This window comes from Sphingobium sp., assembly GCA_035196065.1.
GTDB lineage: Bacteria > Pseudomonadota > Alphaproteobacteria > Sphingomonadales > Sphingomonadaceae > Sphingorhabdus_B > Sphingorhabdus_B rara.
This window is the reverse complement of the sequence record CP136575.1, coordinates 719325-734646: the sequence shown is the minus strand read 5'-3', so window position 1 is coordinate 734646 and position 15322 is coordinate 719325. Positions and strand designations below refer to the sequence as shown.

The window sequence follows — 15322 nt, the reverse complement described above, 5'->3', positions numbered from 1 at the left end:
TTGTTAGAAATCTATTTCGCGACTGCGTGCATATTGCTAACGCGTTTCGTAGAAACGACGTTGTGACTGTACATCTATCACCGCGTGGTGCTCTTGTTTTGTTGCCTCTACTTTTGATGATGGGGGTATTCTACAAAACCCCTTGGCTGCTTCGTTTATTTGGCGGGGACTCAGATATATGGTTTTCTGACGGCGCGATAAAGGGGCGTGTATGTTTGCAACTAGTTCGTCTCTGCCCCCTACTGTTAGTAGAGACACGCTCGCTAAAAAGGTTCTTCGAGCAGAGGGGGGTCAGACGGTGCGTATGGTACCCCAACACGCGGGTAGCGTTCTCAGAGGGCGATGCTGCTAACCTGAGGCCACGCCTCAATAGATGTAGTCTTAATTTGGTATACATCGGTCGCGTAACAGAGACTAAAGGAGTGTTTCAGGCCATCGAAGCCGTTGCATCTCTTGGAAAGACAGCGTCTCTTGTTATATTCGGACCGCTCGAATGTGAACTCCCTCGTGAACTGCCGCCTAACGTGAAGTATAGTGGGTTGCTGGATAGTAGTCAGGTAACTAAGACAATCAGCAACTTTGACGCACTGCTTCTGCCAACTTTCTATCGTGGAGAGGGGTACCCCGGCGTGATCATCGAAGCGCTCAGCGTTGGAGTGCCGGTAATTTCAACCCGCTGGAGAGCTATACCGGAACTTTTAAATGTACGCTGTTGGATGCTTTCGGACCCGGGCTCTGCTTCATCTTTAACCGAATCAATTGGGTTGCTCCGGCAGGCTTTGATTGATGAACCTGAAGCGTTGGCCAAAGATTGCGTGGCGACTGCAAACCGGTTCGACGGTCATGTGTGGGCTCGTGTATTTTTGCGCCTTTGCAGAAACCTCTCGGCTTCGCCAAATTACTATTGATTATCCGTACTAATTCTCACCGATATTACAGAATAGAACAGTGAATTTACTCACTTAACAACATTACTCTGGAGTTGACAAAAATATGTGCGGTTTCGTTGTTCAAATCAGTAAGTTTCCGAAATTTCATTCCGCACAGATTTCAAAAAAAATTTGGCATCGAGGTCCAGATGCGACAGGAGTATACCATAACAAGATTAATGAATGGTATATTGATGCTTTGCATAGGCGACTTAGTATAATAGATTTAAATCATCACGCAAATCAGCCATTTATAAGTAAATGCGGTTCGCACGTTTTAATTTACAATGGAGAAATATATAACTGGAAATCATTAAAAATTGATTTGATTAATTATGGATCAAAATTCAAAACAAACTCTGACACAGAAGTTTTGCTTGAAGGAATTAGGATCTTTGGTCAAGAATTCTTATCTCGCGTTAATGGTATGTTCGCTTTTGTTTACATTAACGTTCAAGAAGGCCAAATTCTAGCCGGGCGAGATAGATTCGGAATTAAGCCACTTTACATTTATGAACATGACGATCAAATCGTCCTATCGTCTGAAATTCGGGGGGTCGAGGCTGCGTTAGGAAGACGGCTTCAGCCTGATCGAAGTGCGTTTAGCGAGTTTTTTCTTAACGGCTTTCTCTACGAACCTCGGACCGGTGTGCTCGGCGTCGCAAAGGTGATGCCTGGTTCGACAATCGAGATTAGGCTTCCCGAGCGGAAAATCATCTACAGGCGTTATCATTTAAATGAAAGTAAGCAGCCGACTTGGTCTGACGTGCTGGCGCAGGTTAAATTGGAGGCCAATGCTGACGTTCCGGTTGGCATTTTCTACAGCGGAGGAATAGACTCGAGCGTGATTGCACTCGCCGCAAAGGCAGAGGGAATCAAATGCTTTTTTGTAGATTACGGAAAGGGTTACGAAGCTGACTTGGCAGTTGCTGAGGCTTTTTGTCGTGAAAAAAAATTACAACTGGAGTCTTACAAATTTCCAAATTCAGGCAATAGTGTAGACACTATTTTAGCTTCATTTCAACAATGTGCCATCGGAAATGAAGAACTTATTTCCGATTATACTTATATTTCTACTGCTTCCCTTGCGGGCATTGCACGCGAGGCAGGGTTTAAGGTGATGCTAAGTGGCATGGGAGCCGATGAGATGTTTGGCGGCTACCCTAGGTACACTTTAGCCCGGCAGTGGTCGCTCATCAGTCGAACTAAACCTATCAGTGAATTGGTCGCCAAAGTAGCAACATATTTCCGTCCTGGAGATAAACGAGTTCACCGTTTTCTTGAGTTTGTTCGCTCAGGAGATTTCGTACGCGGTTATACCAGCTTGGTGGGCTACTTCTCTGAAGCAGAAGTTGCGGAGATGGTCGGAACATCCGACGATATTCGCTTTTTTTATGAAAGAGTTAATAGCCACTTAAGTCAATTTGATACGTGTTCCTCACTTCGCCGAGCACTCTTTTTGGATCAAACAGGTTATTTGGCCCACAATCTCACTGTGGCTGATCGGGCTAGCATGTCCCAAAGTGTCGAACTACGCGTACCGTTCGTCTCGGAGGCGGCCAGCCGTTTTGCAAACAGTCTGGATGATCAAAATTTAATCCACGGCCTAGATGGGAAAATGCCGTTGAGAAAGTTCTTACATGACGAAGGGGTCGGGCACCATTTTCGGCGAGCTAAAAGGGGTTTCAATCCCCCATTGGACGGCATGATCAAAAGTTTAGGTCAGGCAAAAGCACTGGAAATATTTGATAGCCTTAATACCTACAATTTTATTGAAAAAAATTCAGTTGAGCGCATCATTATAGAACATTTTAAAGGCAAAAGAAATAATACATATAGAATTTGGCAGCTTATTTACTTTGCTTTTTGGTGCGACCATCGAATGAACGATCGCGATTTCAGCATGTAATTTCATTAAAATTTAATTTACCAATTGGATTGATTTACATATTCGTCTTTTAGTTCGGTTAGAATGCGAAATTTCTCGCATCAAAATCCTTGAACAACCTGACGTGCTCCCCTACTTGTTACCAGTCAGAGGTAGAGTCCCGTTCCTTCATCATGGATGTTTGATGTGATGCCAACGTGTCTGGGGGCATGCCCCCAGACACGTTGGCCGGCGATCTCGGCGGGAGTCTTCCCGCCCAGTTTCGAGTGCGGCCTCACCGTGTTGTAGTCATGCCGCCAGGCGGCCAGCACGAACCGGGCATGAGCCAGCGAGGTGAACAAGATCTCGTTGAGGCATTCGTCCCGCAGGCGACCGTTGAAGCTCTCGACGAAGCCGTTCTGCATCGGCTTGCCCGGAGCGATGTAATGCCACTCGACCCGTCGCTCCTGCGACCAGCGCAGGATGGCTGACGAGGTCAGTTCAGTCCCATTGTCGCTGACCACCGTGTGCGGCTTGCCGCGACTCCCCATCAGGCTGGTCAGTTCGCGGGCCACCCGAGCACCTGACAGTGACGTATCGGCCACCAGCGCCAGGCACTCCCGCGTGTAGTCATCGACCACGCACAGGATGCGGAAGCGCCGACCGCAGATCAGGCTGTCAGAGACGAAGTCGAGCGACCAGCGCTGGTTCGGGCCATCCGGCAGCACCATCGGTCTGCGCGTGCCCAACGCCCGTTTCAGGCCGCCACGGCGACGCATGCGCAGTCCTTCCTCGCGGTAGATCCGCAGCAGCTTCTTGTGGTTGGGTGCGATGCCTTCCCGCGCCAGCAGATAGCCCAGGCGGCGACAGCCGAACCGGCGACGTTCCGCCGCCAGCTCGCGCAGCCGTTGCCGCAGCGCCCCGTCATCTGGCCTGCTCGGTTCATACCGAACCACCCTGCGGCTCACACCAATCAGTGCACACGCCCGACGCTCGCTCACCCCGTGATGCTCCCGGGCATGGGCGACGGCTTCCCGCTTGGCGCCGGGCGTTACCATTTTTTTGAGGCCAGATCCTTCAACACGGCATTGTCGAGCATCGCTTCGGCCAACAGCTTCTTCAGCCGCGAGTTCTCCTCCTCGAGCGACCGCAACCGTCGGGCCTCAGACACCTCCAGACCGCCAAACTTCGACTTCCACTTGTAGAATGTCGCCGAGCTGATCCCGTGACGGCGGCAGACCTCCGCCGTCGCCATCCCAGCTTCCTGCTCCTTCAAGATCGCAATGATCTGCTCTTCGTTGAACCTGCTTCGCTTCATATCGTCAGACTCTACCAAAAAGCGGTCACATTTCAGGGGAGCACGTCAACATGACCCCCTGATTTTCTTTGAGTATTGCATAGCGTCTGTGCTCTGCCGCCTGAATTTTGGACCATTCGCAGTTAGAGTTTTTCGCGTTATACAGCCCTGGCTGGACGAGGAATTATGGCATGAAGGCATCGAAGTTTACGGACACACAGAAGGCGTTCGTTATCAAGCAAGGGAAGGAAGGCCCGCTAGTCGCTGAGATCTGTCGCAAGGCAGGGATCAGCCAAGCGATCGACTTCAACCGGAAGAAGAGATGCGCGGGGCTGATGCCGTCAGAGATGCGGCGCCTGCGAGATCTGGAAGACAAGAACGGACGACTGGAGAAAATCGTCGCCGATCTGAGGCTGGACCGTGAGATGCTGCAGGACGTCATCCGCCGAAAGCCCTGAGGCCGGATCGGAAGCGCGAGCTGTTCCTATGGGATGCTATCAGACTGGGATGTGCCGATCCGGAGGGCCTGCCAGGCTCTGCCGTTCGACACTTCCAGTTAGCACTACCAGACCCGCCTTGCCGATCCGGCCTTTCTGAAGAAGCGCATCAAGGAGATCTGCGAGACGCATGTCCGTTATGGCTACCGGCGGATGTTCCATCTCTTGCGCCGGGACGGTTGGCAGGTGAACATGAAGAAGGTTTTCAGGGAGTTGGGCCTGCAGCTGCGCAACAAGACCCCCAAACGGCGGGGCAAGGCGAAGCTCAGGGCGAATCGCACGACGGCGATCCGGTCGAACGATGTGTCGGTGATGGACTTTGTTCATGACCAGTTGACGACGGGGCCCCAACTGCGCAGCGAATGCCTTAACGCGCGCTGGTTCTTATCGCTGCAAGATACTTGCGAAAAGTTAGAGACTTGGCGCAGACACTACAATGAAGAGCGACCGCACAGCGCGACCGGGAATATCCCCCCGATCATGCTGGCAAACTCAGCTAGTGAGACCAGCCCACCGGATCTGAGCAAGGGGAAAACTCCGGGCATGAGTGATCCAAGGTTGGGTAGCAGTGCAAAAAGCAGTCAGGCTCAAATTCCAGTTGGTGGAAAGCTGGGGGTCACGTCACCAATCTGTTGAGTTCGAGGATCCAAGCGGAAGCGCGGTTTCACTTACACCCGCAAATCTCGCTGAAGATATGCCCCCCAATGAAGCATTGCTCACATTGCCCGGTGGTCTTAATTTGCGTGTAAAAAGTGAAGGGGGTGACATGCGCGCAGAAGATACAACATTGCACCCAAAATTTGGTATAAGCATCCCCAACCGCTGCCCCATAGTCCCCTTGGTGGCCGGTCGCGCCAATCTGGACGTGGAAGGCAATTGATCATATGCATATACTCTTCCTGACCGACAACTTCGCGCCGGAGGTCAATGCGCCAGCGAGCCGCACGTTCGAGCATTGCCGCGAATGGGTAAAGGCAGGGCAGAAGGTCACCGTCGTCACTTGCGCACCGAATTTCCCGAAGGGCCAGGTATTCGCAGGATATAAAAACCGGCTTTGGCAGACTGAGGACATAGATGGCATCCGCGTAATCCGTGTCTGGACTTACATCACCCGAAACGAGGGTTTTGCCAAACGCATATTAGACTATCTCAGTTTCATGGTGATGGCCTTCCTTGCCTCATTATTCATACGCCGGGTCGATGTAGTTATAGGCACTTCGCCACAGTTTTTTACCGCATGTGCGGCATATGCAGTGAGCGTCGCTAAGCGCCGGCCTTGGGTATTTGAGCTACGCGATATTTGGCCCGAGTCCATCCGCGCCGTTGGCGCGATGAAGAAGGAGCGGTTCCTCGATCTCCTCGAAAAGGTCGAGCTGTTTCTATACCGAAGGGCGACCATAATCATCTCGGTAACCCATGCATTCCGGCAAAACCTAATTGGCCGTGGAATTGATGGCACAAAGATCCATGTCGTGACGAATGGTGTTGATGGTTCACGTTTCTCACCCATACCTAAGGATCAAGAGCTTTTGGAGGAATTGGGCCTGCAAGAAGCTTTTGTGGCGGGATATATTGGAACGCACGGCTTGGCTCATGGCCTGGATACATTGCTTGACGCGGCACACCTGCTGGCGAACTCTGAACATTGCGATCGGATCCGAATATTGATGCTTGGCGACGGGGCGCACCGTCAAAAACTTGAGGCGCGTGCACGCACTGAACGTCTTCGAAACGTTATCTTTTTGGACAGCGTCTCGAAGGAACAAGTGGCCCGTTACTGGTCAATTCTGGATACGTCGATCATACACCTCAGGCGCTCCGAACTGTTCACTACAGTCATTCCATCAAAGATGTTTGAATGCATGGGAATGGCGATACCTATCCTGCATGGGGTCGAAGGCGAGTCGGCCGAAATTGTTCGCAAACACGACATTGGCCTTACGTTCGAGCCTGAAAATCACGTTGAATTAACAGAACGCCTAAAACAGCTTCATGATGATCAGGACACACGAAAGCGCCTGGCCCATAACGGCCCATTGGCTGCTAAGCATTATGATCGGAAAGTTCTTGCTAGGCGCATGCTTGCAATTATCGATAACTGCGCCTGACAAGCCGAATGAGTGCTAGATCAACTCACATCGACGCTCTGCTTGCTACTAAGAAAACCTGATTATGGAATGCAATGTCATCCATCAGGCATTCCGGAAGACTATACGCAAATTGTTGGCCCTTGGCTTGTCCTTCATCTATCCGCGTGCGGTCACACTGCCCATGCTTAGCGGCAACAATATCGGCTGCGGAGAAGATGTCTCGATCATCGATCTGGCCAAGATCACTTCCCAGATTGCCAAGTGCACCGGCCAAATTTCGTTCGAAACATTGAAGCCAGACGGAACACCCCGCAAGCTAATGGAAGTGATGCGTCTCACCGAAATTGGTCACCCCGAACGTCCCTCCCGGGCCGGCGGCATTGCTGACCCTTATCGATGGCTACTTACAAACCAAGATTTGATGATAGCAGGATGGCCGAATGACTTCGGGCTTAGTTCCACGGAGTAGCAGTGCGATGATGATCGCATCTGAGTAGAAGCGTTATAGGACAAGTTTTCCACGGGACGGTTTGCGCGACTGAGGCGATACCGAAGTAGATGCAGCTTGTCGCTGATCGGATGCTGCTTCAGTATGTGGTCGACGTGTTGCGGGCCAACACCCTGAGTCTATTTTATGAGAAATTTTGTATGCGTATTTTTGTAACAGGTGGAGCGGGCTACATTGGAAGCCATACGGTTTTGGAGTTGATCCGGGCCGGCCATGAAGTTTGTGTCGGTGATAATTATCGTAATAGCTCCCCAATTGCCCTAGATCGCGTGCGCAGGCTCGCAAATTCGGATTTCCATCAGATCGAGGTTGATATTCGCGATGAACAGCGTTTGGCTGACGCACTTGCGTCCTTTAAGCCTGATGCAGTCATCCATTTTGCCGGGCTCAAGGCCGTGGGGGAATCGAACGAGCTGCCACTTGATTATTACGACAACAATGTCGTTGGTTCGCTTCGCCTTTTATCGGCCATGGACAGTGTTGGTTGCAGCCGGTTAGTATTCTCGTCTTCTGCTACGGTCTATGGCGAACCCGTCTACCTCCCGTTTAATGAAGCGCATCCATGCGCGCCCACAAATCCTTATGGCCGCACAAAATACATGGTTGAACAAATCATAGAGGACTGGTGCAGGGCCCGTCCTTTGGCTTCTGCCGCGTTACTGCGCTACTTCAACCCAGTTGGCGCGCATGCATCGGGAGACATTGGAGAAGATCCAACGGGCACACCAAATAATCTCATGCCTTTTGTGACTCAAGTGGCGGTCGGACGACGCGAACGGCTTAGCGTTTTTGGTGCGGATTATGAAACAGGCGATGGAACTGGTGAGCGCGACTATATTCACGTTGTCGATCTTGCCAAAGCCCACCTCGCGGCGGTCGAGTTTATTAAGGCGCAGTCTGGCTGTGAAGCGTTCAACATCGGCACCGGTTCGCCCACTTCCGTCCTTCAGATTATAAAGGAGTTTGAGGCGGTATCCGGTCAAAGCATTCCATTCCAAATCGTCGATCGGCGCCCTGGAGACATTGCGACCAGTGTGGCAGGCGTGGCCAAGGCTGCGGACAAACTGAACTGGCGCGCCGTGCATTCGCTGGAGGATATTTGTAGGTCGAGCTGGGACTGGCAATCTAAAAACCCAAACGGATACCAGACACTGATGTAGTCTAGTGTCTATCCGCAGACAGACCTCCGAGACATTCCAAATCCTGCAACACTTCACACCAAAATGGACCACAGCACTCCATTATGGACCAAATGCCCCCAAACTCCCGATAACTGCACGTCCATGACCAAAACACGACGCAAACGACCGATAAGTCCACGTCCATGACCAAAACACGACGCAGACGACCGATAAGTCCACGTCCATGACCAAAACACGACGCAAACGACCGATAAGTCCACCCATCACCTTATCCTTCGTTTGCCTCGCGTAGAACCGCCCCTCTTATCGGTTCTATGTGTTGGCAAAGATCGAATGTGCCAAATTTCGCTTGCCTTTTAGGCGTCATTGACGCATATACGTCCCCGTGCAAACCCGCCCAATCACCGTCGCAGAGACGCATATGTTTAGACGGCAGGCCGAGAAGATTTGGTCGGAAGCTGAGTTGGCCGTGCTGATTGATCATCTAGGCACCAATCCGCAGGACGGTGATGTGATCCCCGGCACAGGCGGCATTCGAAAGCTGCGTTGGGGCAAGGCGGGAGCGGGCAAGCGTGGCGGTGTTCGGGTGATCTACTTTTATCACAACGCCGATATGCCGCTCTACTTGTTGCTCGCTTATGCCAAGGCGCAGGCGACCGACCTCACCCAAGACGAGAAGCGCACCCTGACCGCTCTCGCTGCAGCAATCAAACAGGGCAAAGGATGAAGATATGAGCACAGCCTTCGGACAAGAGTTGATCGCCAGCATGAAAGAGGCGGTTGCCCATGCGAGCGGGCGTAGCACAGCGGCGCGGGAGCATATTGTGAACGTGCCAGACGTCCGCGCGATCCGCGAGGGGCTTGGTCTATCGCAGAACGCCTTTGCCCGCGCCTACGGGATACCGCTTGCTACCCTGAAAGGCTGGGAACAAGGCCGTCGCCAACCCGATGCCACCGCCAGCGCCTATCTCAGCGTCATCGCCCATCTGCCGGGAGAAGCGCGAGAGGCGTTGCGGGCGGGTTGAGGTTCCTACAGGGGCTAAAGAGGGATAGGGCTGCGAACCACTCGAAACCCATCCAGAACAAGAACCACGCCAGTAGCAGACGCGCGCATGGGCAAAAACTGTCCGGCCGTGCCACCAAATTATGGGCTGCATGAGCTGGTTGGAGACAAGGCGGGTCAATGGGCCATGCCTGTGACAGTGACAGTGACAAAAAATTGGCGGCTTACCTTCATCAAAATTGATGACGTAACGATCTCAAAACTGAACTTGTAAAGACTATCATAGATGGCCTTAAACATGCACCCCTCTCTAGCAGTTCACCCCGGCGACTGGCTGAAGAGCGAGATCGTCGATCCACATGGCGTGAGCATCAATCGCCTCGCCGCCTCTTTCCATGTCACCCGCCAGACGCTGAGCAATCTATTCAATGGCCATACTGCGCTCTCGGCAGAAATGGCGATCCGGTTCGAGAAGGCCTTTGGCGTAAAGGCAGATACGCTGATGCGCATGCAGACGGCCCACGATCTGGCAAAGGCCCGCGCACAGTCTGACCACATTGTCGTTGACGAAGTCCTGTTTGCTGCCTGAACCTCCCGCTGCAAACGCCAAAACCCAACCCAAACAGGCGCGACACTGCGCGGCTTAGGCGAGATCCCTTAGCTCTGCAGCAGAAAGCCGGTGCCGGTTTCGTGTCCGGGACACGGCTTGCGCGGGTCCGCGATGCGGCGCGGTAATTTCACCAACGCGCCATTTATTGGCATTGATAATGCCATAATATTGCGGCACGATAGAGCGCAATAACCGGAAGGAGGAGGCCCGCATGTACACACTTTATGGGGCACTGGGATCGCCCTACTCGCTCAAGATGCGGGCGCTGCTGCGCTATCGCCGCATTCCCCATATCTGGTCGCATGGAGGAGAGGCGCGCGATGCGTTGGCGCAGGTGAAGGCGCCTGTAATCCCAGTGCTGCAATTTCCCGACGGCAGCTTTCACAATGATTCGACGCCGCTCATCTACACGCTGGAGCAGCGCCACCCCGAGCGGTCCGTCGTGCCCCCCCATCCGGCACGCGCCTTTCTCGCCCATCTGATCGAGGATTTTGCCGACGAATGGGTGACCAAGGCGATGTTCGGCTATCGCTGGCTGGCGCAAGTCGACCAGATCCAGATGAGCCGATGGCTTGCCTTTGACAATCTGAAGGGCGGCGGGCTTGCAACGAGCCAAGGCTTTGCCGAACAATTTCGCAGCCGACAGGTAGGGCGCATGGCGATCGTCGGCTGCACGGCCGAAAACTTCCCGCTGATCGAGGCCTCGACGCGCGCCTTGCTGGCAGCGCTGGAGGCGCATGTCACAGACCGGCATCTCTTCTTTGGTAGCCGCCCCAGCCTTGCCGAATTCAGCCTCTACGGACAGCTATCGCAATTGGGCGTAGACCCGACGCCCGAGGCGATGATGCGCGCCGACTATCCCTATAGCCTGCGCTGGCTGCTCCATATCGACGATATGTCGGGCATCGATGGCGAATGGGATGCACCCGACGCGCCCTTGCCGCCAGTCGTGGTCGAAATCTTGCGGCAGGCAGGCGCAATCTACCTGCCCTTTCTCGTCGCCAATGCCGAGGCAAATGCGGCCGGACAGGATCAATTCGCAATCGAGGCAATGGGCCATCCCTATTCGCAGGGCGTGTTCAAATATCAGGTCAAATGCCTGGCCGACCTGCGCAGCCGATACGCAGCGCTTAATGCGGATGCGCGCGCATCGATTGCGCCGCTGCTAACTGAAACCGGCTGCCTTGCGGTGCTGGAGGATCGTTGATGTTGCGCCGGCTGATCCTGTGGGCAGTGGCAGCGACAATATGCCTGCCGCAGACCGCCTTCGCAAAACGCAGCACGGCGCGTCAGCCCAATATCGTCATCCTTTTGGCAGACGATATCGGCTTTTCCGATATCGGTGCCTATGGCGGCGAAATTGCAACGCCGCATCTCGATCAACTGGCGCGCAAGGGCGTGCGCTTTTCCAACTTTCATGTCGCGGGAAGCTGTTCACCCACGCGCGCGATGCTGCAAACCGGGGTAATCAGCCACCGTGCCGGCCTTGGCAACATGCCCGAGACGATCCCGCCGGCGCATCGCGGCAAGCCCGGCTATGAAACGCACCTCAACAACCGCGTCATAACCCTGGCCGAACTGCTGCGCGCGCAGGGCTATCGCACCTATTTCACCGGCAAATGGCATTTGGGGCACAGTCCCGCCACGGTGCCGACCGCGCGCGGATATGACCGGGCGCTGGCGCTGTCGCAATCGGGCGCCGACAATTTCGAGAATAAGCCTAACCTGCTGCTATATACCCGCGCCGATTGGACCGAGGACGGCAAGCCTGCAAAGCTGCCTGCGCGCTTTTACTCGTCAACACTACTGGTTGATCGCGCGATCAGCTATATCCAATCCGGACGGGCAAGCGGGAAACCCTTTTTCGCCTCGATCAATTTCCTCGCCAACCATATCCCAGTGCAGGCAAGCGATACCGACATCGCCGCCTATCAGGGGCGCTATGCGCAAGGCTGGACCGTGCTGCGCGAAGGCCGGCGTGCCGGCGCCATTGCCCAAGGCGTCATGCCGGCAGGCGTGCCGATGGTGCGCATGAAAACCACCCGGGACTGGAATTCCCTATCAGACACACAGCGCCGCCAGCGCGCGGGCGCGATGGCCGCCTATGCCGCAATGGCCACGGCTATGGACCGCGAAATCGGACGTCTGATTGCCTATCTCAAGGCTGAGGGCGAATATGAAAATACCATCTTCCTCTTCCTGTCGGACAATGGTTCAGAGGCAACCGACCCGATGGAATTGGGGCTGCTATCGCACTGGAACGCGCGCATTCTGTACAATCAGAGCATCAGCGAACAGGGTCGGCCAGGATCGCTGACGGCCACTGGCGCTGGATTTGCCAGCGCGTCCGCCGCCCCGCTTCGTGGCTATAAATTCACCGCCAGCGAGGGCGGCCTGCGCGTACCGCTGATCGTCGCATGGCCAGGCCATCCAGAAATTCGCAGTGGCGCTATTGCGGGCAATTTTACCCATGTCACCGACGTCGCGCCCACCTTGCTTGCGCTTGCAGGAGCGCCGGCCCAGCAAGGCCGCTTTGCCGGACGCGCCGTTGAGCCGATGCGCGGCGCCGATCTGCGGCCCATGCTCGCCAACCCTGCAGCAACCGTGCATGCAGAGGGCAAGCCCATCGGCTATGAATTGTCGGGCAATGCCGCCTTGTTCAAGGGGCACTATAAGCTGGTGAAGAACCTTCCCCCTTATGGCGACGGGCGCTGGCGGCTGTACGACATCATAGCAGATCCGGGCGAGACACGCGACCTGTCAGCGGACATGCCTGCCCGCTTTGCACAAATGCAGGCCGATTATGCCGCCTTTGCCAAAGCCAATGGCGTGCTGCCCATGCCGCCGGGCTACAGCGCGCCGCAACAGATTTTCGACAATGCCCTTGATACTCTGCTCGTCCCGCGCCTGCTTGCGATGTTGCCTTATCTGGGCGGTCTGGCCTTGCTGCTGGGCGGGCTCGTCTGGGTCTGGCGCAGGCACCGGGTCACCCCAGTGCCTTCATCCTGATGGCGAGTGCGCAGGAAAGCCGCGCACCATGATGTTGCACGGTGGCCGGATAATGGGGTGATGGGGCCATTTGCCACGTCGCTCCCCATGCCGAACAATCAAGATCAAATGCCAACCCGAACGCCGCTGATCGGGCCGAGCACGCCAAAGGCTTGCAGCAACCAAAGGATCACAACGATCCCGACAACCACATTCAATATGCTTTTTATCTTACCGTCCATCGGCAGGTAGGTGTTGATCAGCCAAAGTATGACGCCGACGACAACGAGGACCAAGATCAGGGTGATAAGCGACATGACATTCCTCCTTTAAGGATGGTGGGCATAGGGCCCCTGATCATGATCAAACGCGGCGGCATCTAACGGCATCGCACATCATCCGACTTGTCGATGGAGCGGCCCGCAATGCCTCCAGCAATGGCACCTAATATCGTGCCGAGTTCTTCCGATCCGCCCGGGGCGATGACATTGCCAAGCACGCCGCCCGCAATCGCGCCCACGATCAACCCGGTCGTTCCATCGGAACGGCGACAATAATAACGCCCATCCTGACCGCGGTAGATCCGCTCGTTCCGCGTCAGCTTGCGTTCGCGATACCGGCGAGGGTTCTCCTTATAATAGCGGTCGGCATAGTAGCCGCCATAATTGGGATCGGGTCGATTATAGTCATATTGGCGCCAAGACGAGTTCGGGCGGTAATCACCGCCATCGCTGGTACAGGCACCCAATGTCACGACTGCCATGATAAGGATTAGACCTTTGCGCATGCCTCTTCTCCGGTTGGGCGGCGCTCAATCGTGCGGACATAATCCGCTCGGAAACGCCGTTATGCTTGCATAGCAAGGACTAAGCGCCGGGGGCCGTTCAAGTAATCCGGAAATGTCCTAACCCATAAAATCCCTCACTGCGCGGCAATGGCGGGCCGATGGCCGCTGTAATGGGCCCAGAAATGCACATTTGGGGGCACCCCATCTGCGCAATCTGACCTTGGGGATGGGCGGCATCGTCTGAACGAAGCGCAGGCGCAAACGCTGGATCAGCCCTGTGCCTTCGTCCTGATATTGAGCTGGCCTGCAAGCCCCGCATCGCGGTGCTTGGTAATCGCCTGATATTCAGGTGACTGGACCATCTGCAGCATTGCTGCGCGCGAGGGATATTCGACAATCGCGACCATATCCCAAAGCTCGTCCACCTCGCCCAGCATCAGGTCAGTGACCATGCCAGAAAAGCGGGCCTTGCCACCGACGGCCGCGACACAAGCCTGCACACCTGCGCCATAACGCAGATAGGCATCACGGCCCGAAAGCTCAGGTTCGGAGCCGTCGGCATAGCTGGCCTTGTGCTTAAACTTTAGAAGATTGACCATGCACATCGGCCCGTCTTCTTCACCGGTGAAAAAGGCCTTCGCCTGTTCAGGGCTGGGGTGGAGATGATTGACGACCTTCATTTCTTCGCCACTTCCAAAATGGCCTGCACAAAACCTTCAGGATCGTCTTCCTGAACGAAATGCCCGCCCTTTAATGTGCGGTGGGGCTGGCCCGCCGTGCCGGGGACACGGCCGATGAAGCGGCTTTCGCCGCCACGTGTCACCGGATCGCCATCGCTGAAGCAGCACAGAAACGGCTTGTCCCATTGGTCAAACACCTTCCAGGCGCGTTTCTGGTCAGGAACTGCAACATTATTCTCAAAAGGAACAAAGCTGGGGAAGATGCGCGCGCCGGCTTTGTAACTGCTGTCGGGAAAGGGGGCATTATAGGCTGCGATCTCCGCAGCGCTCAGTGTGCGTTTGACTCCCATATTGACGATACTGCCAATCCGGAAGATCGGGCTCCATGTCGCAAAGGCGCGCCAGATGGCAAAGGCGCGCGGGGCCGGGCCGCCTTCGGGCAGGCCGCCATTGGACAGCACAACGGCTGAGAAGCGATCCGGCATGTCCGCAACAAGGCGCAAGCCAATCAGCGACCCCCAATCTTGGCAGACAAGCGTCATGTTGGTAAGGTCAAGCGCCTCAACCCATTGGCGCATCCAGCCGACATGACGGGCATAGCTATAGTCAGTCTTTTTGCTTGGCTTGTCCGATTTACCAAAACCGATGAGGTCGGGCGCGATCACGCGATACCCTGCCGCGACGACGGGGGCGATCATGTGGCGATAGAGATAGCACCAGCTTGGTTCACCATGCATCATCAGCACGATCGGAGCGTCGCGCGGCCCTTCATCGACATAATGCACCCGCAGCTTGGTGCCATCATCCGGATCGGTGATTTCCAGATAGTGCGGCGCAAAGGGAAAATCGTCGATATCGGCAAAGGCGCTGTCGGGGGTGCGCAGGACTTTCAAAGGACTGTTCCTTGTCAGAATGATAGAATTG

Annotated in this window: 16 protein-coding genes and 1 pseudogene; 11 read left to right on the top strand and 6 right to left on the bottom strand. The window is 54.9% G+C overall.

Going from position 1 to position 15322, the window contains the following annotated elements; genetic code table 11:
• Positions 1–116: 116 nt before the first annotated feature.
• Entirely contained in the window at positions 117–908 is a 792-nt protein-coding gene (locus tag RSE16_03535) for a glycosyltransferase family 4 protein (GenBank protein ID WRH77290.1), read from the top strand.
• Between the two features lie 85 nt (positions 909–993).
• Positions 994–2838, top strand: coding sequence for an asparagine synthase (glutamine-hydrolyzing) (gene asnB / locus RSE16_03530; GenBank protein WRH76549.1), 1845 nt, complete (start codon positions 994–996; stop codon positions 2836–2838).
• A 125-nt stretch (positions 2839–2963) separates the two neighbouring features.
• Here the strand turns inward: asnB and RSE16_03525 are convergent.
• A protein-coding gene (locus RSE16_03525) for an IS3 family transposase (protein ID WRH76548.1) occupies positions 2964–4114 on the bottom strand; the annotation gives its coding sequence in 2 pieces (ribosomal slippage) (positions 2964–3862 and positions 3862–4114; 1152 coding nt in all).
• 170 nt (positions 4115–4284) lie between these two features.
• On the opposite strand from RSE16_03525, the pseudogene RSE16_03520 reads away from it, so the two are divergent.
• The 6 genes and pseudogenes from RSE16_03520 (at position 4285) to RSE16_03495 (ending at position 9355) form a co-directional block, all read left to right on the top strand.
• Positions 4285–5106: pseudogene (locus tag RSE16_03520) on the top strand (integrase core domain-containing protein).
• Between the two features lie 368 nt (positions 5107–5474).
• Entirely contained in the window at positions 5475–6698 is a 1224-nt protein-coding gene (locus RSE16_03515; GenBank protein WRH76547.1) for a glycosyltransferase family 4 protein, read from the top strand.
• A 64-nt stretch (positions 6699–6762) separates the two neighbouring features.
• A complete protein-coding gene (locus RSE16_03510) occupies positions 6763–7149 on the top strand; it encodes a hypothetical protein (protein ID WRH76546.1) in 387 nt (128 codons plus the stop codon).
• Between the two features lie 89 nt (positions 7150–7238).
• Positions 7239–8348, top strand: coding sequence for a UDP-glucose 4-epimerase GalE (galE, locus tag RSE16_03505; GenBank protein WRH76545.1), 1110 nt, complete (start codon positions 7239–7241; stop codon positions 8346–8348).
• A gap of 403 nt (positions 8349–8751) precedes the next feature.
• The gene (locus RSE16_03500) at positions 8752–9057 is read left to right on the top strand and encodes a type II toxin-antitoxin system RelE/ParE family toxin (protein ID WRH76544.1); all 306 of its coding nucleotides are present in this window, start codon (positions 8752–8754) and stop codon (positions 9055–9057) included.
• 4 nt (positions 9058–9061) lie between these two features.
• On the top strand, positions 9062–9355 hold the full coding sequence (locus RSE16_03495; GenBank protein WRH76543.1) for a helix-turn-helix domain-containing protein: 294 nt from the start codon (positions 9062–9064) through the stop codon (positions 9353–9355).
• A gap of 155 nt (positions 9356–9510) precedes the next feature.
• Here RSE16_03495 and RSE16_03490 read toward each other — a convergent pair whose 3' ends face one another.
• Complete coding sequence (locus tag RSE16_03490) at positions 9511–9633, bottom strand: hypothetical protein (GenBank protein ID WRH76542.1); 123 nt, start codon at positions 9631–9633, stop codon at positions 9511–9513.
• On the opposite strand from RSE16_03490, the gene RSE16_03485 reads away from it, so the two are divergent.
• From RSE16_03485 to RSE16_03475, 3 genes are all read left to right on the top strand, one after another.
• Positions 9632–9922 carry a HigA family addiction module antitoxin gene (locus RSE16_03485; GenBank protein ID WRH76541.1) on the top strand — a complete coding sequence of 97 codons (291 nt, stop codon included), beginning with the start codon at positions 9632–9634 and terminating at the stop codon, positions 9920–9922. The two genes, RSE16_03490 and RSE16_03485, sit on opposite strands and share 2 nt — an antisense overlap.
• Positions 9923–10154: 232 nt before the next feature.
• Complete coding sequence (locus RSE16_03480) at positions 10155–11150, top strand: glutathione S-transferase N-terminal domain-containing protein (GenBank protein WRH76540.1); 996 nt, start codon at positions 10155–10157, stop codon at positions 11148–11150.
• Positions 11150–12952, top strand: a complete 1803-nt coding sequence (locus tag RSE16_03475; GenBank protein ID WRH76539.1) for an arylsulfatase — start codon at positions 11150–11152, stop codon at positions 12950–12952. The genes RSE16_03480 and RSE16_03475 overlap by 1 nt, the downstream gene beginning before the upstream one ends.
• Positions 12953–13056: 104 nt before the next feature.
• Here the strand turns inward: RSE16_03475 and RSE16_03470 are convergent, their stop codons facing one another.
• The 4 genes from RSE16_03470 to RSE16_03455 form a co-directional block, all read right to left on the bottom strand.
• Entirely contained in the window at positions 13057–13248 is a 192-nt protein-coding gene (locus RSE16_03470) for a Thivi_2564 family membrane protein (GenBank protein WRH76538.1), read from the bottom strand.
• 62 nt (positions 13249–13310) lie between these two features.
• Entirely contained in the window at positions 13311–13718 is a 408-nt protein-coding gene (locus RSE16_03465) for a glycine zipper 2TM domain-containing protein (protein WRH76537.1), read from the bottom strand.
• A gap of 269 nt (positions 13719–13987) precedes the next feature.
• Positions 13988–14398: a DUF1330 domain-containing protein gene (locus tag RSE16_03460; protein ID WRH76536.1), complete on the bottom strand. Its 411-nt coding sequence runs from the start codon at positions 14396–14398 to the stop codon at positions 13988–13990.
• Complete coding sequence (locus tag RSE16_03455) at positions 14395–15291, bottom strand: haloalkane dehalogenase (protein ID WRH76535.1); 897 nt, start codon at positions 15289–15291, stop codon at positions 14395–14397. Before RSE16_03455 ends, RSE16_03460 begins: the two co-directional genes overlap by 4 nt.
• Positions 15292–15322: the final 31 nt, after the last annotated feature.